This is a genomic window from Hymenobacter tibetensis (genome assembly GCF_022827545.1).
Taxonomy (GTDB): domain Bacteria; phylum Bacteroidota; class Bacteroidia; order Cytophagales; family Hymenobacteraceae; genus Hymenobacter; species Hymenobacter tibetensis.
In genome coordinates, this window is sequence record NZ_CP094669.1 from 5107734 (window position 1) to 5131913 (window position 24180).

Below are 24180 nucleotides of genomic sequence, written 5' to 3' on the forward strand. Positions count from 1 at the left end.
TAGCAACGGCTTAACGCAAAAGGTAACAAATCAGTAGCTCTTAGGAGACTCTTGGGCTTTGGCTGTCTGCATAGCCGATTTCCCTTGTTTCCAACTCAGCAAAAAAGCCACCCCCGGCTTGGGAGTGGCTTTTGCGAAAAGACCTACTTAAGAGTTAGTTCTGCTTGACAAACTTGCGAACAACGCGACCCGCAGGCGTAGTTATTTCCAAGTGGTAGAGACCAGCAGGCAGGGCCTGTACGTTCAGCACAGCAGTACCAGCAGGAGCAGCACCTTCCAGCACCGAACGGCCTAGCTGATCCAACACCCGGTAGCTTGCATGCAGGCTAGGTACTTTCAGGTTCAACTCCGAGCGAGTTGGGTTAGGATACAGCGCTACTTCCATAGCGGACGCGCCCTTGGCGGCAAGTGGTGCGCTTGGGTCGATGCGTGATAGGATGCTTGCAGGAAGATCACGCCGGGAGAAGTTCGGTCCTGAGTAGCGCATGGAAAGGCGCTTGTCGCCACCGGCATCAAAGTACGTTACGGTGAAGGCGTGCTTGCCTGCTTTCAATGCAATGGAGCCACTGCGCACTTCGATACCGTGCCGGCCATCGTTATCAACTACGAGCTGCGAACCGATGAAGAGCTGGGAGCCATCGTCGGAGGTAATCATGAATTGGTACCAGCCATCAACAGGAACTTCAATAAAGCCTTGGAAACGAAGTGCGTAGTCACTGGCGCGCTGGTTTGGACCTGGAACTGTGTTAACTACGAGTGTATTGCCTGTCCGAGTAGGCGTCATGGACGAGAAATCAGGAAGGGCCGTAAAGTCACCCTCGTAGTAGCTGTACTCCATACCAGGCAGCGTGTGCGCTGGATTTTCGGGGTTGCGGAGACCTGCAACAGGGCAGCTTGCTACCTTTAATGATGCCCAGTTAGCATTCGGCCACATCTGCTGAGCCCAATCGGCAATTTCATTGAGTAACTCACAATCAACGCCAGCCCGCCGCATCTCCGGAATCATAACCCACACGCGGTCAGCAGCATTGCCACCTCCTGGAGGCGGGTTAACTGGAATATAGTTAGCTGGAGGAACGTCGAACGGGTCGGTGCTGCGGGTGTACTGGGACACAGGATAAGAACGGCTCTTGGTGAACCAGCTGCGCAAGAAGTTTTCTAGAATTTCCTTTTTCATACCAGGCGTAACTTGCTGCCAAGCTGGCTCCTGGAACAGTTCCACGAGGAATGAAGGCGAGTAGTTACGGGCCAAGTTCCAGCCATCGAAAGCCCGATCTGGCCCGAGGCCGTTATCAGCCTGCTGGGCGGCCTTTATCGTAATCATCAAGAGGCGAGACAATTCAGTGGCGCCGTTGCTTGCAAAGTTCAGGTCCTTAATCAGGCCATACAGGTAGCCCCAGTCCACTGGATAGAACCCGTTAGCACTGCGGTTTCCGCTGCTCAACACCATCTGGGTGTGGTACCACGCGTTCGAAGCGTACACGTTGTTCACAGCTTTGTTGTTGTGTGCTAGATCATCGCGACCATGCGGAATGTTCAACCGCTGCGGCGACGTCTCGAATACGTGACGAACAAGGCCAGGCCAGGTGCGTGCTTCGCTCCGGTTGCCATACAGCGCCGGACCAAGACCTTCTAGGTCGAACTCTTGCATCAACTCCCAGAACTTAACGGTTTGCCACAGCGCCGTAGATGACACCTTTATGGCACGCTCACGGTCCCACGACACGTTCTGCACCCGCGACTCCAACCATACATTCCGCTCGTGCTGCCAGTTGGCCATGTCGGTTTGCATGCCTGGCGCATAAATTCCACCTAGTTTGTACTCTTGTGTTGCGTTTGCAATGCGCTGGCGCAGGTTAACGTCTGTGTTGGCGTTACCTTGGCCATTGTACATTTTGTTGAGCTTGGAATTCGTAAAATCAGCGCCCCATGCATCTTTGGGGTGGATGATAGGCAACCAATGCTTCCAATCCAGGAACTGTACGGCCACCGGAATTTCCCGAATGTTCAGAGTGCTGGTAGTGGCAACGGAAGCCAACGTCACGCCATTTGGAAACAGATACGGCAGTGTTTCGCTGTCGCTGTCAAGTACTGCATCAATACCTGCTCCGGCAGACCATTCTACTAGAGGCCGGGAGTCTTGGCCAGGACCAGGCTGGTACGGAGGGTTCCATGGCCGGGCAGTAGCCGGTGCTGGGGCAGTGAGGGTACGGATGTATGAGGCGATTTGCTCGGCCTGCTGTACGCTAAGCCCGTGGTATTTAGCTCGTTCAACAATCGACTTGTTGGAGTAGTTGAAATACTTCAAGTCGCGGCCATCCTGCGCGTGGCAGTCAGTGCACTTCGCCTGCAACACCCGTGCGTTTGGCAGGTACGACTCGTTGAGGGATGCGGTTCTCCAGAGTTGCTCACCAGCAGCCACGTCTGCAGCTCCCGGACGTGGGGCTTGCCAGGAAGCTGGGTTGTCATCGTTAAATGAACTAGCTGGCATCAGACGCGTGCCATCAGCATTCAAGAAGTTAAGCCGGATGACACGATACCCTATCGTTACGCCATCCGAGTTGTTGAAGCGGAAGCTGATTTGGTTGGTTCCGTCCTGCACGGTGTTGGCTGGCAGAGCAATCTTCAGCTTCAGCGTATTGTGGCCGCCGCCAATACCACCATAGCTTTTGCCGGGCTCGGCAACGTCGCACGTGGTGTTGTTGAGGTTGATCCAGGCGCTGTTGTTAACCCGAACGCTGGCTTTGTCATCATATGACAGGTTGTTGGCCTGAAGCCATAGAGTTGTAGCACTGCTACCCGATGGTACGGTTACGCTCACAGTCTCGGTGACTCCCTGAGCACCGAGTACTTCAATTGGAAGGGTCAGCGTCTGCGCGTTGGTTGAGACAGTAGCGACAAGTAGACACGCTGCTAGCCATAGTTTTTTCTGCTGGTCTGCCGCTGCCCAAAGCAGCTTGCGACACCGAGTACGTAAGTGAGTAGAGACTTGCATACAAATGTTTTGAAGGCCTTAAAAAAACTTGAATCCTTTACTTAGTGCTATTCTTAGCAACACCACTGAAGGAAGTTATACAGGCATTTTTATAAAACATTACAAATCAACGAAAATTGAATTAAACTTATCTTATTGTCCAATTCAAAGCAATAATTGATACCCGTCATGGGTATCAATCTAGACGCCTGTTTAAATACAGCATTTCATGCTACTTCATATAATACAACTACTAGTGCATTATTTTAGCTATTAAGGCCTTTACCATATTGTTTGTCTTATCTTCCTACTCGTACACAACTGTGAATAGGCTTAAAACAGATACGCCATTTTAATTTGTATTATTTTATTTTTATTGACGTATTTAAGTAAGATAAAACGGATTAATACTACACATTAATCTATTAAGTCATACTATTTAATAAATCTTTACATCGTAATAATCATACTAACACAACAATTCGTCTTTCACATTAAAAGCGATAGTGCTGTTAGATGACTTGTATGTGGCACGTCTACCTGAACTGGAGCACCCCTATGAAGAGTGGAATGTGTTTCAATTGGCTTGAAAGCACAGGCACGTAATTGCGCGCACGCACCGTACTTTTAGGATGTGACTACTTCTCGCCTACAGAAAACCCTGCGCGGCCTTGCGCGCATTGCGCGCAACCCCTGGTTGCTCAATCATGTGCTGGCAGCAGACGAAACGAGTTGGCGCCAGCGTGTGCTAGTGCATACTAGCCGAGGGATGTCTGCTGAAGGTCTACCGGTAGTACCCTTAGCCAAGTTTCTATCGCCAGCCGACCACACAGTTCGGCCTTTCGCATTCCGCGATGGTGGTTCTTTGCCCACCGATCTGCTGTTGCTGCGGGCATTAGCGCGCCGGGCACCTGCCTGCCGCTATTTCGAGATTGGAACGTGGCGTGGCGAAAGCGCAGCAAATGTGGCGGAGGTAGCCGCTTCGGTACACACGCTTAATCTGTCGGGGGAGGAGATGCGCACCATGGGCCTGAGCGAACGGTATATTGAGTTGCACGGCTTCTTTTCACGCCCATTAGCTAACGTCACGCATTTACATGGCAATTCAGCAACGTTCCAGCTTGCACCACTTGGGCACTTCGATGTCGTCTTTATCGACGGCGACCATCACTATGAATCGGTGCGGCGAGATACCCAACGTGTATTCGAGCACTTGGTGGGCCCAAATACAGTGGTAGTGTGGCATGATGCCAGCCAGCAGCCTGGCAAACCTCGTTGGGAAGTTTTGGCGGGCATTCTGGACGGCTTACCGGCTGCTTCAGGTCACCTGGTACAAGTGGAAAACACGTTGTGCGCCCTTTACTCGCCGGTTGCGCTTGCCACCTCCCCCCCAGATCTGTTTGCCGACCCTGCCCCATCTTTCGAGGTGACTATCCGGTTGAACGCATAAGACAAGCCTGTCCGTTTGCACGCTCACAGTTTTGTAGCACCACGTGGTTTCCATTCTTATGGCACTACAATCCATCTTAATTCTTCATGCTGAAAGGCAGCGTTTATTACCGCTCTTTCTGCCTGACCATCCCCCACAGGTGGGTAACATCCGATGGGCCGGGCAGAAAAGCCCAAGGAGCCGCTCCGGTAGCTCGGTGGAAATAATACAGCAAGTAGGTAGTGGAAGCCGCATATGATAAGGTGCTGGTCAGTGCTGCGCCCCGAATTCCAAAACGTGGAATTAAGAATACGCAAGCTCCCAGTGTCACGAGCAATCCTAAGACGGAAGCAGTATTATTGATGCGGTAGTGGGCCAAGCCAGCGAAATAGCTGCTGCAAAGCAGTTGTAACGCCATAATTACGCCCCCCGGAGCTAACAGCAAAACCACGGGGCGCGCCGCCCCAAATTCTCGCCCGAACACGGTTATCAGCACCGCTGGGGGCAGTAGTGCCAGCACCGTCATAGCGCATATGGTGGCTAGCACAGCAAGCCGTGACACTCGCAGAGCCGCTACCGACGACGTACCAGCCTTACCAGCGTGCACCAAATCAACGTACTGTACCAACGCCGTACTGCGCGGAATCAACCACACAGCCTCTGTTAGGGCCACGCCCACAGACAAAATACCTACCGCACGAGCGTCAGCAAAATGCGCTACGAAGTAGTAGCTAAGCCGATAATTGGCAAACGCCAAAATATTAGAAAAGTGAGCCCCGCGGCTGTGCCGTGCTAGCTCGCGCACTGTAGCATACAGCCGCCGTCCCCCCTGAGGTCGATCAGGTAGCTGCCACAAGGCCCACAAGCTCACAATCAACGGGAGGCCGTAAGCTAGGTATGCGGCATAATAATATGCTGTAACTACCTGCCAATGCAGGACGCTAAACGCGAACAGCAAGCCACTTGCTAGAAGCGCAACTTGTGCAGCCAAAAGACTATTGTATAGCAACTCCCGGCGGCGGCTCAACAGCAACGAGGTATTCACTGAAAAGAAAGCCTGGAGCAGCGCCAACCCCAGCAAGTGACCAAGGTATGCCTGCGACACATTGCGCAGTAGCCCAACCATTGCTGTACCAGCAGCGCATACCACGGTAGCCCAAGTATAGGCCGGCAGCAACAGATGCCACACGTTACGGCGGGGGGCCAGGTATATCAGCGATGAGCCGCCCAGCAGCCCAATAAACAACAGTAACGCCGCGCAATCCGTCACAAACAAGCTTACCGTTCCTCTGCCTGCCGCACCCAGGTAGCGCGCCGTTAGCCACACCACTCCAAAGCTCAGCAAGGCCGTAGCCAAACGCGTGATAAAATTGTGGAGGATACGACGGACCATTATTAGGAATAAGGCGCCACTACACGGACAGCGTAAGGCGGTCTTGGCTGTGCTTCTCAGTGACAAGACAAGATAGGGGCGCAAGCAACAAATGCACGTCGTTGCTACGGTACTAGCTCGGCAAACTAGGCTTGCTACTCTGCTAGCATGTCCCTCAGGTTAAAATTTGCTGATAGAGCTGCCGGAAGGCCTGACCCACGGCCGGATAGCTGAATCGAGCAACAGCAGCAGCCCGCATGGTGTTGGCGTCGAAGCGGGTGGCAGGGGCTTGCAAAACAGCCAGCAGGGCTTGCGCTAGGGCGTCTTCATCTCCCGCGGGCACGAGGATTCCCTTAGAACCATCATCAGGCAGTAATTCGGGCACTCCATTAACGCGAGTGGCCACAGCGGGCAAGCCGCTGGCTTGCGCTTCGATGAGCACACAAGGCAAGTTTTCGTAGTTGGAAAACAATACAAATACCTGTGCCCGCCGCATTTCTTCGGCTACCTCAATAGAGCTTAGTTTGCCCAAGAACTCCACCGTTCCGTCTGCTAATAGGCCTAGGTCGGTGGCCAGCTGGTGCATTTGGGCTTCTGCTACACCATAGCCAGCAATCCGAAGATGCAGGGGCAGCGCGGGATGAGTGGTGCGCAGCCGCGCCACTGTCCGCAAAATGCCACTTAGGTTTTTGGCTTGCTCATTGAACGCCGCCACATTCAGGAGACCTTGGCGGGCCTGAGGATTTTCGGGCAAATGAAACAAGTTGGTGTCTACTACATTAGGAATGATGACTGTGCGAGTTGCCGTTCCGCCCAGTCGGGCTAGTGCTAGGCGCAGATCTTCGGATACGGGCGTAAAGGCAGCCGCCTGACGTACCAGCAGGGCGGCTATGCGTCCCTGTAGCCATCCTAGCCGGCTAGCATTGGCCGGCAGAAAAATGGTCCAATTCTCGGTAATCAGGTATGGAATGCGGTGCCACCATTTCAGCCAAAGCGCTACCGCCCCCGTTCGTAACATGATGTGCGCATGTACGATAGTAGGGCGCTGTCCGTCCCAATACCGGCGAGCTGCTCGCATCCCACACCGAATACACACCAACCAAAGCAGCAGCTTCAACGGCCTGTCCAACCACCCTATTCCCGTAAGCTGGGCACGGTAATAGTAGCGCCACGTCGGAACGAGGACATTCAACTCCACTTCCTCTTCAATAAGTGAAGTCAGCGGACCACGAGCCACTGCAGCAAATACCACAGCGGTTTGCAAAGGTTCAGTAGCACTCGGCGTTTGCGCAATAGCCGCAATGTGCCGGGCGACAAAGTCTCCATCCTGGTCATCGTAGCGGTTGGGGTACCACTTGGGCAAATGCAGCACACGGAGCTTCATGCAAGCGGCAGTCAATAGAACAAGAAAACGTTAAATACAGGAAGTAAGCGTGCAATAATACCCCACGGTAAGCACAATCCACTTACTACTATGCGAGTGCCGACAAGCTATACCAAGATGCAAGCAAAGTAGCCAGCCAAGAACGGAAAAAAGCCTGCCCCCCAATAGGGACAGGCTTTCCAACCTCTATACTTAACTTCTTACTTAGCTACCACGAACCGCACGGCCTGCGTGGTTTCGCCGGTAGTAACCGATGCCATGTACATGCCTGCCTGAAGGGAAGCTGGCAACTCGATGGTCTGCACACCAGTTCCTAACTTCTGACCATTGCGCACGATAGCCACGGTACGGCCCGTTATATCCAGCACACGCACCGTTACGGCGCCAGCACTCTTCAACTCAAACGTTAGCTTAGCAGCTCCTTCAGTCGGGTTGGGCGCTACGCTTAGGCCCTTTACTTGCTCGTCAGCTTTCTTGTTGGATAACGTCTGGCCAGGTACGTTATAGCAAGTAATCTGGGGATTGAAGTTGGTCCAGCCTTGTGCCCAGTTAGCAGTACCAGTTGGTCCAAATGCTCCACGATAAGCCGTAGTGGTGAAGAAACCGCCACCTAGTTTCGCATCTGCAAATGAGGCACCAGATACAAGCGGCGAAGAAGCTGGCAGTGTGTAATCTGGAGTTACATTGTTAATAGTAGCGTTTGCGTCAGCAGGATCTACGTTGTTGAAGTTACTTGGATTTAAGCCTAGGCTGCTAGCGTTCGGGTAGATAGTATTGCTACGGCTAGCATCATTGAAGTACCCGGCCAGGTCCAAAGTACTGCCAGTTTGTACCTGCAACGGCGTAGCGCTGCCTGCAATTACGTTGTTGCGAAGTACCAAAGAACCGTTAGTGATGTTGGTTTCCGCGTTAGGTGTTGGGAAGGGCGCACCTGTGTTACTAGCCTGCAAGTAAAGCCCGATGGGGAATCCGCTGAATACCGAGTTAAACACGCTAGTTGACGTGTTCCGGCGGAAGTGCATCGCATGGCGATATAGTGCGTTGGTTGTTTGGCCAGCGGCAGGCGGTGGCAGCAGCACCGTTATGTTCGAAAACACCGGCGCAGTAAGTGGCTGCGCATTAGTACCCTGTGCATCATTGTCAGACTCAAAGGCATTGGACTGCGAGGCATCCGCCGAAGAAGGATCGCGCAGCACCAAGCCATATTGTACGCTGCCAGCAAAGCCAGCATCTGTATCAAAATCGTCATCCAGTGAATTCATAGCCACCAGATACTTGGCGTTTACGGTGCCACCGAACCATTCAAAAGCGTCGTCGCCAGAGTAAGACACCTGCACATACTCGATGGTAGTGCCCGACCCTACCCCGCCTAACGTCAAGCCATTGATTTCGTTGTTGGTCGAAATTAATACGCCTGGGAACTCAATACGCACATAGCGTAGAGTACCAGAATTGTCGTTCAAGATAGGTTGGTTGCCAGTGCCAGGACCATAGTTATAGCCTGTTACCCCTTCGATGATAGGATCACCAGCAATGTTTTCCTGTGAGCGTCCCAAAATGATAATTCCACCCCAGTCACCACGACGACGGGCACCAGGTGCTTCGTTGGAAGTGAAAACAATGGGCTGTGTGGCCGTTCCGTTTGCTTCAAGCCGACCACCGCGAGCAACAATAAGCGTCCCACGCGAAGCTTTATCGCCTTTGATGATGGTACCAGGCTCGATAATGAGGGTCGTTCCAGACGGTACTACCACGTTGCCAGACAACAGATAAATATTGTTGCGCGTCCAAGTGGTACCAGCTGGCACGTTACCCGTAACTGTAATAGGTGTTGGGTTTGCGGGGCAGGCGGTTTGTGCGTAGGTGTCTTGTGGTACGGCCGAAGCAGTAGCCAGTGCTAGCAACACAGGGAGTAATAACTTTTTCATCAGAGGGGAAGGTTGAAAACGGTGAGGTGCAGTAATTCTCAAGAGTAGGACGAAGGTCAGATAACAATACGCCAGCAAGGAAAAAGAGGCGTTATGGTTTCATTAGGCGGATGTTATGTTTCCGCTTAGAAGCGGTACGTCAAGCCAAGCGTGCTATAAGTACCCCGACGGTAGCTACCGAAATGCCTAGTCTCCTCGGGCGTGTTTTTGTTGATCTTATTGTCGCGGTTCAAATCCCAGCTTTGGCGTACAGGCTGGTTCAACAAGTCCTGAATACCAGCCTTTACTTCTAGGTGCTGGCCTAAACCCTTCGTGACAGACAAGTCGACAATGTTACGTGGCCGATCAATTACCGAGAAGTTGTTGCTCCGGTCACCTACCAGTAGGATGCGTGGTCCTACGACATTGTATTGTGCCGATACCTGCCAATGATGCTCATCATCTTGGTAGAATGTGCCGACGTTGAACACGTAAGGCGACTGGCCTTGTAGCGGCCGGTTGATAATTTGACGCTCATCATCACTGAGGTTTACCTCGCTCTTGATGAAGGAAGCGTTCAACACAATGTTGAGGCGCTGTATAAATGCATTCTGACTAGCTTCTGCTAAGCTCTTGCGCATTTCCACTTCCACTCCATAATCATAGGCCGTAGGAGCGTTAGCAAATCCTACGTTGATAGACTCGCTTCCCAGCGGCACAATAGTTTGCTCAATAGCATTGCGGAAGTGCTTATAGAACACTCCTACCGAAATCAGTTCCGAACGGCTCGGGTAGAACTCGTAACGCAAATCAGCATTGTAGATAGTAGCCGTTTTCAGCGAGTCGTTGCCCTGTACACCCGTGTTAGCGCTGAAATCGTAGAATACGTAGTTGGCTACCTCCCGAAACTCCGGACGGTTCACTGTAACGCTGCCACCTAACCGAAGCAATGACCGCTCGTTGAAATTGTAAGCAGCGTTGAAAGATGGCATTGGAATGGTGCGAACCTCTTTATAAGAGATGCCGTCTCCATTCAGCAAGCTTTTGCGGTTGTATTCTACCCGGACCCCTCCCGATACGTTAAACTTATCAGACAAGGGCGCTACTGCCCCAATGTAACCTGCCACGAGCGTATTTTCAGCGTCATAACGGTCTTGTGGCAAAGTTGCTTCGGCTAGTTTGAAGCCACCCGGACCTATGTTGGCTGCCGAGAAAAGCTGGCTCACTGGTAGGGCCGAGTTTATCAGGCTTGGATTCGTGCTGGCATCTTTAACATAAGAGAAGTATCGGTTGGCGAGGCTACGCTCTTTTTGTTCGGCATAGAAGCCGACGCGCAACTTGTATTTGTTGGCACTTAGTGTGTCGCGGCCTGCAAAGCGCCGCTCCCACTGCCCACTTACCATATAGGTATTCTCATTCAGGTTTGAGTAGAAGCGCGAAGCATCAAACTGGTTAGGCGTTTCTACAATATTTACTCTAAATGGCTCATCTGTCCCTATTGGGCGCTGGTTCTGGTAGCGGCGGTAATCAGGCTCATCACGAAATACATAGTTGTAGCCGCCGGCCCACGTAATAGAAGTATGTTCTCCTTCTCCTATTTCATGTGTACCCTGTAACTGGCCCGAATAAATAGTGCGGCTCTGGTAATGGGTTGCATACTCGTCTCGCTCTTGCTCCTGCGTATTCAAAACACCAGTACGGTGCACAACCTCATCGGTGCCATACTGGTTGAAGAAGTTGCGGAATTCTATGCGGTTGCGGTTATTGAGCCGCATCTGCCAGTTATGTATTATCCCCAAACGAGTGGAAGCAAGGGAGCGGTCATCCTTATAATCGTAGCGCACGCTAAGAGCCTTCGTATCCTCTTGGTACAAGTCAATACGCTGACGTACAATCTCGTAACGCTCCTGCGTATTCGAATAAGAAAGCGAGGTAACGTTGCTTAAGTATTTGCCACCAATTTCAAACTTACGATTCAGCCCCAGCGACAATCGCAAATCGGGCCGCGAGCTAACTACTCGTGGCTCCCAAGTGTTTGGCAGCCGTGTTCCTATTTCTTCCACCGAACCTGTTGAAGGCAGTTGACGGGGGCCATTGTCAAACCCCAGCCAATCAGTATTAGCCCGCTTGCTGCTCAAAAAGTTATTGAACGTCGTTCCGTGCCGCACCCATCCTGAAACGGTGGCTGTTGTCGAATTCTCTACAACCGAGTTCTTAGTGTACACCTTAACTACACCACCACCCATTTCACCAGGCAACTCAGGAGAGCCTGACTTGAAAATTAACACCCGATCAATCACCGAACTTGGCAAAATATCGAACGAGAAAGAGCGGGTGTCTACCTCTGCTGAAGGTGTTAGTGCGTCGTTCAACAACACAGTATTATATCGTTCGGCCAAGCCGCGGATTACAATAAAGTTGTTGCTTTGCACTGTCACCCCCGGAATGCGCTTTACCACTTCCGCGGCGTCGCGGTCTAGTGATTTAACAATTTGGTCGTTGCTAATACCACTAACTACTACCTCGCTTTTCTTGAGGTCCTGAATAAGGGCTACTTCTGTTCCAGTCTGCTTCTGCCCTGTTACAGTTACTTCCTTCAGCGAAGTGGCGCTTTCTTCCATCGACCCGTTTAGGGTAGTCTTATTACCTGCCGTAATTACAATGCCTGAAAAAGTCAGCGGCTTGTAGCCAATGTAGGTCATCGTAATATTATAGGTACCCGGATCGAGTTTTAACTCGTAAGCACCCTCCATATCGACTGGGGCAGCTTGTATAGTTCCGGTCACAATGACAGTTGCCCCAATAACGCCATCACCGGTTTTTTTGTCGGTAACCTTACCGACCAGAGAGCCTTGTTGGGCTAGTGCCAGCGTGCTGAACAACAAACCCAAAAACAGGAGAAAAAGATGACGCATACAGTAGTTTTTCGTTGGCGGCACAAAACTACCGGCCTCCTGTTACGCTAACATTGCGCCCATATTACGCTTGTGTTACCTGCAGGCTAACCGCCTCGCTTTCTTAAACAAACTATTACTTTTGCGCCCCTTTTTCCCTTTCGCTTATGCTTCAATCTATGACTGGCTACGGCGTTGCTCACCGCGACACCGATTCTTACTCCGCTACTGTCGAGGTGAAATCCTTGAATTCCAAGTCGCTGGATCTTACACTTCGCCTGCCCCGCTTCCTACAAGACAAGGAGTTGGAAATTCGTAATCTGGTGTCGAAAAACCTGGTACGTGGCAAGGTTAACCTGAACTTCGATTTTGCCCGAGTTCGAGCTACTGGTGCTCAAAGCGGAGTGGTAAACCAAGCGGCATTAGCGGCTGCTTATGAAGAACTAAGGGAGTTGAGCACCCGCACTGGCGCATCCGTTGAACTGCTGGCGTCTATTGCCAAAGCTCTACCAGGTAGTTTACGCTTACCTATAGAAGGACAAGGCCAAGCGTTGCCTGAGCAAGAAGAGGAGGTGAGCTGGGAGGAATTGCTGCCTTTAGTACAGGAAGCCCTGGACCGCGCCAATGAATTTCGGCGTACCGAAGGCCAGACCCTTACCACCGAGATTCTAGGCTACCTCGATAGTATCCGGATCCAGTTAGCTGAAATAGAAAGGCACGATCCAAACCGGGTAGAGAATGTGCGGGAAAGACTTCGCTCTCACCTTGCAGACTTAGCCAGCAGTGAACAGTTCAGCCAAGTTCGCTTCGAGCAAGAGCTTATCTTCTATATAGAGAAGCTGGATATAGCCGAGGAAAAAGTGCGGTTGGTCAGTCATTTGCACTATTTCACCGAAACTGTATATCTCCCAGAGCCTACTGGCAAGAAATTAGCCTTTATTTCGCAGGAAATAGGCAGAGAGATTAACACGATTGGCTCGAAAGCGAACGACTCGATTGTACAACACTTAGTGGTTGGTATGAAAGAGGAATTAGAAAAAATAAAGGAACAAATCAATAATATACTTTAAACACAAATATTTGTCAATCATCAATATTTATCACTATTCAAATAAAAGTATTGCACTCAAAAATCTCCCGTTTAGCGTTATGCTCAAAGCGCAATCTGTTTGATTCAAGTTTTTATATTTAATTTTTACACAGCTTAAAAGTGCCATTAAGGCTTGTAAACCGCCCTTTCACTTCGTCTGCAGTATACATCTGAAAGTTTTTTTGCCGTGCCCTCTTGCAACTTGAAATAACGTTCGTAAATTGTGTTATCCAAACAGAACATCTGCTTGGTTAGCTAGACAAACACCGAAACGACTTTCATCTTTTTTCAACCATTTATTATGAAAAAAGTAGTACTTTTTCCTTTTACCTTCTGCTTAGTCCTTTTGTTGACGGCATTCCGCCCTTACGCTGAAGTAGAGCTTATCAAGAAGCGCGTTTTAAGTGAGCGAGTCGAGATTTTGATACCGAAAGGCTTCGAAGTGATGAGCGAGCAGCAGATGGACTTCAACTACGCTAGAGCGCAAAGCCGTCCGAGCGTCATTTACACGAATAGTAAGGAAGCCAGCCTTGCTTTCACCTACACAGACAACACTGCCGATCAGGATATGATCGACATCTACGCCAACAACTTCTACAAGACTTACGCGAAGCAATTCAAGGAAGCCAAGTGGTTTAGCAATGGCGTAAAGGAAGTGAGCGGCCGTAAGGTGGGCTACTTGGAGTTGATGAAGCCAGAGCTTGGCCACGAGGTGTATCAGTTGATATTCTTCACCGACGTAGAAGGCAAGCTTCTCATGTGCACTTTCACTTGCGCTGACCGCCAAAAGCCAGAGTGGGAAACCGTAGCCAAACAAATCATGGGTTCCTTCAGAACGAACGAATAGGTACCTCCCTATCCACTTAAACACTCCCGAAGTCAAGAGCCTGCCCCGGTTCTGATTTCGGGAGTGTTTTTTTGTTCTCACTACGTGTTCACTGCCATGAAGACAACAGTCGGCTCTTGTCCTATCCGTCGGCTATATAGGTTCACCTCCTATAAACAATACTACCATAGCCAGCTTACAAGCAAGAAACGACACCACATAGCTCTGTTTGGCCTGCAGTGAACCTTGAGCTAGCTACGGCAATTGGTACTACACCGCATCAAGGGTGGCTAACACTCAGTGTTTCTAGGAAGTCACGGATCAATGCGAACATTCCAGTAAAAGCAGTTAAGGGAAGTGTAACGGCACGATCCTGCACATCATGGTAAGCAGTAATTCCACCACGAGTGTAGAGAAAGAAGGCCGGCACTCCTCGCTCTGAGAAAGGAAAATGGTCGGAGTTGGCAGCTCGTCCGCGGGCAGCTACACTAGGGATGGCTCGGCTTTGCTCGTTGAGCCGTTGAAGCAACTTGAACTGCACAGGTAGGTCCCGGCCGTTTACAACTGTGGCTCCCTCGGCACCAGTACCAAGCAGGTCAAGGTTCACTAGGAAGCGAATATGACTCAGAGGTAGCAGGGGGTGCTCTACAAAGTATTGAGAACCTACTAGCCCTGCTTCCTCGGCTCCGAACGCAATAAAGGCAATTGAATACGCTGGCTGGTTTTCAGGTCGAGCGTAGTACGAGGCCAGCTCCAGCATCATGGCCGTACCGCTGGCATTGTCGTTAGCTCCCGGAAAATAGGTGCGGTGCCCCATTGTACCTAGATGATCATAGTGAGCCGTGACTATAAGAAAGGAATCAGGCTGCGCTTTACCGCGCACATACCCAATGATATTCTGTGTGTGGTAGCGGCGCTTCAGCTCGGCTTGAACGCGTAGCGTGGCAAAGGCAGGCTCTTTCCCATCCACGCTGCACTTACGCCACACTGAATCCAGCACTTCGAGTTGAACCTGTCGGCTTTGCTGGGCCGACAACGAAGCCGTAAGCTTGGGCACAGTGGTTAATAGAAAGGCGGCTGAGTCTAGATGCTGAAGGACTGCAGGAGGCAACTTATTGAAGCGCCGTGCGTCGCGGACACTTCGCACCACGCCTTTTCCCTGCCAAGGCGTCTGCAGAAAGCGTAGTTGCGCCCGCGGATCCGAGAAAAGCAATGTATCAAACGGCGTGATAGCCGCTGCCGATAAAGTACCACCTACCTGCCCGCCCCCCGAGCTAGCCGCTGCAATAAAATCGAAGCCAGGCCGCAGCTTGTGATAGCCACCCAATAGCGGTAGTGAGCGTGTGCTGCCTGTACGTAGCCGTAGTTTTAACTTGCCTGGAAAGGTATTTACATCAAGCGGGAAAGACTGCGTGTAGTTTGGAGCCAATGGCTGGAGGCCAATCAGGCGAAAACGACGGCGGATGTATTCGGCAGCTTTTTGGTCGCCGCCCCGTACGTAGCCCCGGCCTTGCATAGCGGGGGCCGTTAAGTCTTGGATTGTACGGCGTACGCGCGGCATATCCTGGGCTACCGCCGGAACACTTGGCAGCGAAAGGCCAACTATTGCCAGCAGCAACAGCCCATGGAAAAAACTGCGAAAAGAAATGATTTCCCAGGAGAGGCACATCGTTACCCATGGTCCTCTTGCCTTAGCTGCAAGAAGGTGCTTTGCGTGGTGCATCCGCGAACTTACAAGCTTTAGTAAGCTACACCAAGCCTACACCTCACTCGTTCGGCCCGGAACCGGCTAGAGGCTGGGCTGCCACCAACGACGGGTGAAATAAGCAAACAGCAGCCCTACCCCTACCCCAATAGAATCACTGAGGGCGTCCGACCATTCACCGTGCCGCCCCAGCTGCATTACTGATTGTAGCAGTTCAATCAGCAACCCAAAGCCGATACTACCTAACAACACCACTACGTATGCCCAACGCCTTAGCCACCGCCATGCTTGTTGTCGCCGCGCCGAGAATACGCACAAGGCCGCCAGCACCACAAATACGAAAGCATGGGCGGCTGTATCAAACGATATTAGCTCCCACGGTGGCACCACCGGCATATCCTCTGCCGGTGTAAGAGTGAGCAGTACCACCAGCGCCGCCCACGCCAGCGGCAAGCCCACAAAGGGGCGGCTACGAGGCGTGGGCGGCGCGGCTGCTAGCATACGATCTACCACTCAGGGGTTAAGCACCTACCAGTTGACCGTAGGCTTCTGCTGACAACAAACCCTCCAGCTCGGCAGGGTCGGCTACGGATATTTTTACCATCCAACCATCACCGTAAGGGTCAGCATTTACGGCTTCCGGCGTACCGTCGAGGTGGCTGTTCACTTCTAGCACGGTGCCCGAGATTGGGCTAAACAGGTCGGAAACTGTTTTCACAGCTTCTACTGTGCCAAATACTTCATCCTTCGCAACCTCTTTGTCGAGCGTGTCAATGTCGACGTACACAATGTCACCAAGCTCTTTCTGCGCGTGGTCGGTGATGCCAATGTAGGCAACGTCGCCTTCAACGCGGATCCATTCGTGCTCTTTGGTGTATTTGAGGTTAGCAGGCAGATTCATGGGAGACTGGTTTGAGAGAAGAAAGAGAGAGCCGCATCGGGCACGGCAGTTCAAAAGTACGGTGAAGTGCTGAAATAGTGCGACACAGAAAAGGGGAGTTTGAGGTTCTGCGTATGCAAGTAGCGCGAGCAGAAACCCAACCTCCCCTTTTTTGTGTCATATTATCTTATTGCGACAAGCTATAGCGCAGCTGGATGCCACCTTCAGTAGTGGAGTTGCGGAACGAGTTTTCCACCCGGGGCTCTGTCAAAGTACGGGTGAAGAAGAACTGCAAGTTGAGCCGTTGGTTCAGCACGTAGTCGACGGTAGGCCGGAGTTGTAGCTGCTTGGTGCCGTTGGTAGTCAAACTCACTGCCCGGCCAACAGACTCCTGTACCGTAGATGTGACATTTTGCGGATCCACTACATCTTCAATCGTGCGTTGGATGGTGCTGTTGTCACGGATGCTTAGATCGAGGCGGGCCGTTAATTCGTTTTTCAGCACGCGTTGCTCACCTCCAATGCGGAAGGGCAGCTTCAGGCGGTTGGTAGCGTACCCGAAACCAATTACCAGTTCCTGCGTGCGTAGTTCGGTTACTTGAGAGTTAGTGGTGTTCAGCGCCACTGCCCGCTCGGTACGGTATTCCACTCGGCCTGTTACCTTTTCCAACGTCTGGAAATTGACACCGATGAGCGGCGTCAGGCGCTCAGCAATACTTACCTGCCCCAAAACATAGTACGGAATATACTGGCCGCTGGCATTTGTAAGGAAGCTTAAGCCGAAGGGGTTGTTCGGGTCGCCGGATTGTGGCTCGTACGGATAGTCCGTCGCGGTAGTGTAGCTCGCAACGCTATACACCGAGGAATACGCGTGCGTCAGCGAGATAGAACGGAAATAGCGTTTTACGAACGGCAGCTCAGCTAAGCCATTGTAGTCGACACGCCAGTTTGGAATTGGCAACTGCGCGAAGGGGTTGAACTTCTTGGGTTTATAGCTGTCTGATGACTTGCCTTTGTAGGCATCGAGGAAAGCCGGTATCAGCACGTCCTGCGAGTTGTAGCCGTAGTAGCCCTGAGGAGTTCCTGTTAGCGGGAATGGCACTGTTGGTACGGTTTCCTGTAGCCGGTCATGCACAATTTTTCGGTTGCTAATGAAGCGGTTGAACGCTCTTGAAGTCACTCCCTCGTTCGACAAATCGCCGAACAAGGTTCTGATGCTGACAATCGAAGTGCTGAACGACCCTGAACCGAGCGGATTACTGGCCAGAGGATCCTCCCCAATAGGCTGTTGTGTTACCTCGTCAATGCGTCTCCGGTAGAACACCTCTTGGTTTTGAACCTTCTGCCTACGGCCTTCCACTTGTATGTTGAAGTCACGGAACGGCTCCAGCGCTGTGCGGTAATTGAAGCTTTCAGTGAGCAAGGAACTGAGCGGCGTGTTAAGCAGGTCGCTTCGCTCCGTGTACCACCCGTTGGTAGCTGCTTTTTGATATAGCTGGTTTAAGTCATATGACTTGCCCAACAGGAAAGGCACGCCGGGGGCATCCCAGTCGCTGTTGAGGCCGAAGAAGCGCGTAGTAGGCAAGTAGCCTGGCAGCAGCGTACCATTGCTACGGGTGAAGGTGAAGTTCAGGGAGCGAGCCGTCATCAGGGAACGGAGCACCGCTTTGAGGAAGCGTAATTCCGGCCCTTTTGCCGTGTCGGCAGGTGCCGCACCCGCTTGCCCTGCGTCCCGGACGCGCCCAACACCTGGAGCCGCTGCACCCGGCTTGTTGGCCGGGCCGGGTGGTGGAGCATTGTTGATGATATTGAGGAAGCGCACTTTGTTGTAAAGCTTCACCAAATCAATTTTGCCGTTCGCGCTTAGCTCGCCGTTGTTCTGGATGGTATTACCGAGTTCCAGGTTGGTGAGACTATCCGGATTTGTTACGGAAGGAGCGCGCAACGCCGTCGATGCCGCCTGCCAGGTGTAGTTGGCGGCGTAGCGCGTATCGGCGGTCAGCCAGTCGGTGAGCGGAAACTTGTCGAGGGGCAGCCGGTACGTCAGGGCAACGGTTTGGTTGAAGTTGGTGGTGCGTCCACCGCGGCGGAACAGGTTTTCGCGCAACTGCTCCCGGTTCCTCCTCGCAATGTCGGAACCGTCAATAGTGCTTCCTATTCCCTCGTCTATCACGGCGCGGTTGTTGGCCGTGTAGTCCAGGGTCAGCGCCTTGGTTAGGCCCCACTGCAAGTCGTAAATGCGGTTGAAGAAGAATGACTTCAGGAACAAGCCATCGCCGGCCCGCTCGGGCACCGTGCCGGGTTCCAAGGAGCGCTGCAAGAACCGCTCGTTGTAGCGCCGGTCAATATCGGCACGGAACGAGAACCGGGAGGGTAGTGGCGTGAAGTTCACTTCCTGCAAGAACTTCAAGTACGGCGAATCAAGCGCCTTCACTTTGGCGAGCGGCGTATAGACCTTGGGTGTGTTCTGGTAGATGTACGCCAGCGCGCCGTTGTAGGTCCGGGTGTAGTCTCGGTCGGTTCGAATATCGGTGTGCTTGCGCTCTGTGTAGGAATAACTGAGGGCAACGTTTTCGATGTCGTACGGTTTGGGCTTACGCTCGGTGTTGGTACGCTCCTTCCGTACGTTCAGCACGCTGATGCTGCGGCTGGTGGTTTGGTCGATAACCTCTTTGCGGTACGCGGCCCGGTCGGCATCGTTGTCAAACTTACGCAACGACTGGTCGAGCTTGGTATCCGGGTCGAGGGGGTCGTATTGGGGGGCGCGGCTTTCGTGGCCAGCTTGCACCAGAATGGGCACCCGCAAACCTAACCTCTCTGGGAAAAACTTCTCGGCCGACACTGTAGCGTTGATGTCGCCCCGCGTAATGTCTTCCAGTGAGCGTTGCTGCAGCTTGTCTTGCAAGCCCCCGAACCCAACCGACACGTAGCTGCCTGTAGCCGTGATGTTGGCCACGTCAGCTAGCTTGGTGTTGAAGCGTGCCGTGGCGGCCCAGCCATTCTCTTTGTCGAAATCAAACACCCGCATTTCATCGGCCCATAGGCAGAGTGATTTGCGACGGTCGTCGTTGGCCGGGTTGAAAATACCAATCATGGCGCCCTGCACCGAGCTAATGTCGGGGTTGCCGACCACCGAAATACTGGAGCCGTCGGGAAAAGTCTGCGTGAACGTACCGATGTAGCTGGCCTGAGCCGGATTCAGATTGGCCAGGCGGTTACGCTCGGCTTTGGCATCAATGAAGCGCTGCAGTTCTATATCTACCCGGTTTTGCAGCGGCCAGATGTCGTCCGTTCTTGTGGAGCCAGCGGGCGTCACCACCAGCGGCAACCGGTACTCATAGTAGTTCTGGTTGTAATCGGTGCCGATGCGGATGAAGGCTTGTGCCTCGCCGTCGCGCACGGAGCCGTTTTCGCTTTGCGCGTGCAAGAACATGCGCAGCTTTTTGTAGCGCACGAGGTTCAGGCTCAAGTTCTTGTAGGCTGCCTGCCCGAACCCATCGCGCAGGTCTTCTACGCACAGGCGCAGGCTTTGCTCATTTTGCTGGCGATTTACCGTGCTAGAACCGTATTCTTTGTCGCGCTCAATACCGGGAGGCAACACGTACGGTACGGTTCCTTGGGCACTGCTTCCACCATTTTCCTCCAAGCTCACGGTACTGATGTTGAAGGCGCGGGCGGCTTCGTTGCAGTTCACGCATGGCACGTTCGGGTCGGAAATCGGGCCTAGGTAGCGGCGCCACTGGTTGGCAATGAACTGGGGCTGCACCATACGCAACACCACGGGCTCCCGCCAGTCGGTCATCACCATGCGTAAGAACCGGATGGACTTGAAGCCAAACGGCGTATTGCCCTCAGGGCTCTGCACCCGCGTGTAGGAACGAATCGGAATCCGGACCTGATACCACGACACCTGTTCGCTGTTGACAGTGGACGTGACTTTATCCACAATGTAGTTGCTACCGACCTCTAGCTGGCCTTTGCGCAAGTCCAGTTCGTACTCGTAGTAGCGTTCGGTTTCCGAAATAACGTTGTCGCGGTTCAGGTCTTCCTTGTCGGGGAAAGCAGTGGAGCTAAGCTGGTTGTTGGCGCGCGAGTTGCCTTCCAAACCATTGTACTGCTTGTAGCGGCCCAGGATCTTGACGTCGTTCTGCTCATAGAACGGGTCGAGGTGGTGGCGGAAATCATCGGCCGAAGGATCGGCGACGTTGGCATAAGCGGCACCAAAGAATTGCTGCTCTTCAGTATTGCTCAAGCCTTCAAGACCAATATCCTGACGGTCCCGGCCCTCGCTGCTGAAGGCATCCGTTAGAAATTGCTGGCGCGAAACCCGGCCCCAGGCAGTTTCGCGAGTACTTTGGCTCACGGCTGCAGGGTCATCAGTGGCCGGGAGTCCATTTTCAAACTCGTATTGGTTGCCGTCGCGCAGTACGTCTTCTGATACCGAACCCAAGTTTATCAGTAGCTTACCGCCGTTGATATTGTTGGTAGCTGGGTTCACGTTGTCGTTTATTACTCCGTTTTCTCCTTCCAGGAACGGGTCCAGCATCCAGAACTCCAGGTACTCGACGTTGGCGTTATCGAAGTCGGTATCGAAGGTAATTTCACGCGAAATGGCCCCATAATTCTGTGGAGCTAATGCCTCTGAGAAAAGGCCGCTAGCCGCAGCTGGGTTGTAGTTGTATTGGCCTCGCTCTCTTGGATAGTACGCCATGTCGAAGGAGTACTCATAGGAATTGCCGGTGGCGCCCACGTCCCGGCTCGGGAATATTTCGGTGCGCTGAATACCCCTTACGTAGTGGTTCCGAACGTCACCAGTTCCAATATTGTTGGGCCGGCTGGGGCCACCCGTGTAATACGTCTGGTCGATGGTGTACCACGCCATTTTGGCCCGTCGGAAGGCCGAGTTGATGGTGTTGTCGTCGAAGCCTGGAATAGAACGGGGCGTGGCGCCCAACCGCCACGATACGGCCGAGTTCAACCCTCCCAGGGTGTAGGGCGTGCGGGCATTCTCGAAATCGTCGAGATACGAAACCCCATTTTCGCCGTTACCCAACTTGGACTCGCCAGGCAAGAGCTGCGCAAACTCCCCGCTGAAAGCCACCGATGATGGCTCTTTCGTGGAAATCATCGGCAGCATATCAATGTACTTGGTGAGAGCCCGCGAATCGCGGCGCATGTTCACATCGAAGCCGTAGATGGTGTTGTTGCCGGGCTCGTCACCCACGTTCACGCGGTTGATGCCAGGCGCTTGGTTTTCGCGCAGCTGCAACACCGTAGCGCCAAAGTTAACGTCGGAGTTAAGCCGGTAATCCATGCGGACGCCGAGTAGGCGGCGGGGCTGTACTTGCACCAGGGCATTCTTCTCGAACTCCACCCGCAGTTCGTTGGCTGAATTCAGATACGCCGGATTTAGGATCTTGACCATGGCCTGGTCGTAGAACACTTGATAGTCGCGGCCTTCTTCCAGCAGCACCGAACCGGCCCGCACCCGCACCGAACCTTGGGCAATGCCCAGGCCTGGTAAGCTGATTTCGTTGGTCGCCGTGGCCTGAAAGCGCCCCCGCAGTATAAACTTGTCTTTCTCAGTCCGCTGTTGAGCATCACTCTGCACCTGGGTGTAAAGCTCCTGGTACACGTAGCGGTTGATAAATTCCTGCTCTGTTCCCGCCTCGAACTGGTTGAGCAGATAGCTGCCAAATGGCTCCACCACCGGAAAGATGATCTTACCTAACTCAGGGTCGATGGTGATGCCGGGGAAGAAGTCGAAGTTACCGTCGGGGTTCCGGTCGTTGTTGGGGTTTACGTTGTCAAGGTTGAGCACCTCAATCAGCGGCCGGTTAGCCACATTGACCCCTTCTTTCAAAGAAATAAGGTCAACCCCCGTTACATCGTCTTTGTAGATGATTTGCAGCTGGAAATTGTCCCGGTTGAGCTGCGACGCATTCAACGGGTACACGTTCTTCATCATCAAATCCCAAGTCGGCAGGTTGTCCGTCAGCAGGTTCGGGTTGTTGGTAGCTGGGTTGGGGTTGTACTGCGGCAGGTTGACGGAATTGTCATTCTCGTTGACCAACCCTACACCGGGGTTGGTGGCCTTTAGCATCTTCATGAAGATGACTTGGTCCTGACCTACGTTGGAGTAGTCGTCTACTAGCTCGCCTACCTTGTAGGTGCGGCCGTTGTAGAGATACTCATAGCTTACGCTCAGTACCTGCTCTGGCAACAGCGGCGTGTTCAACGACAGGTAGCCCAGCTGGGCATTGAACGTGTACTCGCGGGCATCGAGCTTGCGGGCTCTTACGTGCTCGTAGTCCACGTTCTTTGCTAGAGCTTGCTGCGGCAGCGTATTCAGATAGTTGTCCACCGTCAGTTCGCCCCGCGCCAGGGCACTGTTCGATAGAACGGCTTGAAACTCGGAGTTGCTGGCGTTGCTGGCCGTGGCGGGCGGAGAATTCAGCAGGAAATTACGCCGATACACCCGTCTTGGTTCACCTAAGTCCATCAGCGCCACTACGTTGCGCAGGTTGTCGCTCTGGCGGTTGTCGTTGGTGATATACACTTCCACCCGCCGGATTTCGACGCCGCTCTGCACGGTGGGCAAGTTGCGCAACGCCTGGTTGTACCGGTCGCGGAAAAACTGGCTCAGGAAGAAGTGCCGGTCCCGCTCGTATTGGCTGGCTTTGATTTCGAATTGCCGGCTCTGGGCACCGTTCTGCACGCGTACCTCGTCGGCTTGTCCGCGCAGGTTGCTGGCTACAGTGGTAACGCTCAAGCGCCCGAACTGCAGCTGCGTTTTCACCCCGAACAGGTTTTGCCCGCCCTGAATCAGCGAGTTATTGAGCGGCAAGCTTACGTTGCCAAGCTCTATTTTCCGGATAATATCAGTGTCGAAGCCCGTGTAATCGAGCTTCATGTTGTTTTCGAAGTTGAATGCGGCCTTGGTATCGTAGTTGAACGTTAGGCGCAGCTTCTCGCCAATCTGACCGGTGAGGTTCAGGTTGGTGCTTTGGTCGAATTGAAAGTCGCCGATGCGCTGCTGGCGCAACGTAAGGGTTGGGTTCTCGTTGCGGTTGAAGCGGGCACCCATGCGCAACGTCACGGCTCCGGCAGGGCGGATGTCGACGTAGCTGCCCCCGAAGATGCGGTCGGCGGCTGGGCCGAGGTAGATTTTAGGAATCAGGCGGCGCACATTGGCCGTGCTAGAGTCGCCGGTGACACCACCAGCCGAACGATTTCGGAAGTAGTCTCGTATAGCCTGACGTTGCTGCCACTCTGCGTATTCTTTGTAGCTGAGGCGGCTAGGGTCCCGGAAGTCCAACTCCTGCCCTACCCGCTCCTGCACATCAAAGTTTTGCAGACTGTCGTCGGGCGTGATTTGCTGATTGATGTTGGATGGTAACCCCAAAATCAAGGGCGACCGACGACGCTGGGGCGCAAAGGGGGTACCCGCTCGGTCGGCGGGCCGCACTTTGGGCCGGCTGCTCGGGCGGTAGCGGCTAGTATCGGGCACGACGACGCGCGGGGTGTCGGGTGTTGGCATCATCCAGGGCATTCCGCCCTGCATTGCGGCTCCTGGCAACCAGGAAGCCCATAATTGCTGCATAGCAAAATGGGCATCTCCCACAGACTCAGCTTGCGACCACCAGGCCACCAACGACGCAACAACCACCACGAAGGCGGTGAGGGACTTCTTACCGGAGTTCAAGTGCTACAAATAAA

Annotated in this window: 12 protein-coding genes; 3 read left to right on the forward strand and 9 right to left on the reverse strand. The window is 53.0% G+C overall.

All coding sequences use genetic code 11. The features are described 5' to 3' along the window. Positions 1 to 154 precede the first annotated feature (154 nt). Positions 155 to 2821: a PA14 domain-containing protein gene (locus MTX78_RS20595; RefSeq protein ID WP_243797926.1), complete on the reverse strand. Its 2667-nt coding sequence runs from the start codon at positions 2819 to 2821 to the stop codon at positions 155 to 157. A gap of 787 nt (positions 2822 to 3608) precedes the next feature. Here MTX78_RS20595 and MTX78_RS20600 point away from each other — a divergent pair. Then, positions 3609 to 4424 carry a class I SAM-dependent methyltransferase gene (locus MTX78_RS20600; RefSeq protein WP_243797928.1) on the forward strand — a complete coding sequence of 272 codons (816 nt, stop codon included), beginning with the start codon at positions 3609 to 3611 and terminating at the stop codon, positions 4422 to 4424. Between the two features lie 106 nt (positions 4425 to 4530). On the opposite strand, the gene MTX78_RS20605 is transcribed toward MTX78_RS20600, so the two are convergent. The 4 genes from MTX78_RS20605 to MTX78_RS20620 form a co-directional block, all read right to left on the reverse strand. Next, entirely contained in the window at positions 4531 to 5796 is a 1266-nt protein-coding gene (locus MTX78_RS20605; RefSeq protein ID WP_243797930.1) for a lipopolysaccharide biosynthesis protein, read from the reverse strand. Between the two features lie 154 nt (positions 5797 to 5950). After that, positions 5951 to 7159, reverse strand: a complete 1209-nt coding sequence (locus MTX78_RS20610; RefSeq protein WP_243797931.1) for a glycosyltransferase — start codon at positions 7157 to 7159, stop codon at positions 5951 to 5953. 200 nt (positions 7160 to 7359) lie between these two features. Beyond that, positions 7360 to 9087, reverse strand: coding sequence for a T9SS type A sorting domain-containing protein (locus tag MTX78_RS20615; protein WP_243797933.1), 1728 nt, complete (start codon positions 9085 to 9087; stop codon positions 7360 to 7362). Positions 9088 to 9212: 125 nt separating this feature from the next. Further along, entirely contained in the window at positions 9213 to 11981 is a 2769-nt protein-coding gene (locus MTX78_RS20620; RefSeq protein ID WP_243797934.1) for a TonB-dependent receptor, read from the reverse strand. Between the two features lie 146 nt (positions 11982 to 12127). Here MTX78_RS20620 and MTX78_RS20625 point away from each other — a divergent pair, with 146 nt between their 5' ends. Together MTX78_RS20625 and MTX78_RS20630 are read left to right on the forward strand one after the other, a co-directional pair. Beyond that, on the forward strand, positions 12128 to 13030 hold the full coding sequence (locus MTX78_RS20625; protein WP_243797936.1) for a YicC/YloC family endoribonuclease: 903 nt from the start codon (positions 12128 to 12130) through the stop codon (positions 13028 to 13030). Positions 13031 to 13396: 366 nt separating this feature from the next. Beyond that, complete coding sequence (locus MTX78_RS20630; RefSeq protein ID WP_243797937.1) at positions 13397 to 13897, forward strand: hypothetical protein; 501 nt, start codon at positions 13397 to 13399, stop codon at positions 13895 to 13897. Positions 13898 to 14156: 259 nt separating this feature from the next. Here the strand turns inward: MTX78_RS20630 and MTX78_RS20635 are convergent, their stop codons facing one another. The 4 genes from MTX78_RS20635 to sov form a co-directional block, all read right to left on the reverse strand. Further along, a complete protein-coding gene (locus tag MTX78_RS20635) occupies positions 14157 to 15437 on the reverse strand; it encodes a M28 family metallopeptidase (protein WP_243797939.1) in 1281 nt (426 codons plus the stop codon). 228 nt (positions 15438 to 15665) lie between these two features. Then, a complete protein-coding gene (locus tag MTX78_RS20640; protein ID WP_243797941.1) occupies positions 15666 to 16082 on the reverse strand; it encodes a VanZ family protein in 417 nt (138 codons plus the stop codon). Positions 16083 to 16101: 19 nt separating this feature from the next. Further along, positions 16102 to 16482 (reverse strand): glycine cleavage system protein GcvH, encoded by a 381-nt coding sequence (gene gcvH, locus MTX78_RS20645; protein ID WP_243797943.1) that lies wholly within the window; start codon positions 16480 to 16482, stop codon positions 16102 to 16104. Positions 16483 to 16648: 166 nt separating this feature from the next. Continuing rightward, positions 16649 to 24166 (reverse strand): T9SS outer membrane translocon Sov/SprA, encoded by a 7518-nt coding sequence (sov, locus tag MTX78_RS20650; RefSeq protein ID WP_243797944.1) that lies wholly within the window; start codon positions 24164 to 24166, stop codon positions 16649 to 16651. Between the last annotated feature and the right edge of the window lie 14 nt (positions 24167 to 24180).

Coding starts and splice junctions, on each gene's coding strand:
- gcvH (WP_243797943.1), bottom strand. CDS start 16,482: ATGAATCTGCCTGCTAACCTCAAATACACCAAAGAGCACGAATGGATC.
- MTX78_RS20610 (WP_243797931.1), bottom strand. CDS start 7,159: ATGAAGCTCCGTGTGCTGCATTTGCCCAAGTGGTACCCCAACCGCTAC.
- MTX78_RS20625 (WP_243797936.1), top strand. CDS start 12,128: ATGCTTCAATCTATGACTGGCTACGGCGTTGCTCACCGCGACACCGAT.
- MTX78_RS20605 (WP_243797930.1), bottom strand. CDS start 5,796: ATGGTCCGTCGTATCCTCCACAATTTTATCACGCGTTTGGCTACGGCC.
- MTX78_RS20635 (WP_243797939.1), bottom strand. CDS start 15,437: ATGCCGCGCGTACGCCGTACAATCCAAGACTTAACGGCCCCCGCTATG.
- MTX78_RS20620 (WP_243797934.1), bottom strand. CDS start 11,981: ATGCGTCATCTTTTTCTCCTGTTTTTGGGTTTGTTGTTCAGCACGCTG.
- MTX78_RS20640 (WP_243797941.1), bottom strand. CDS start 16,082: ATGCTAGCAGCCGCGCCGCCCACGCCTCGTAGCCGCCCCTTTGTGGGC.
- MTX78_RS20615 (WP_243797933.1), bottom strand. CDS start 9,087: ATGAAAAAGTTATTACTCCCTGTGTTGCTAGCACTGGCTACTGCTTCG.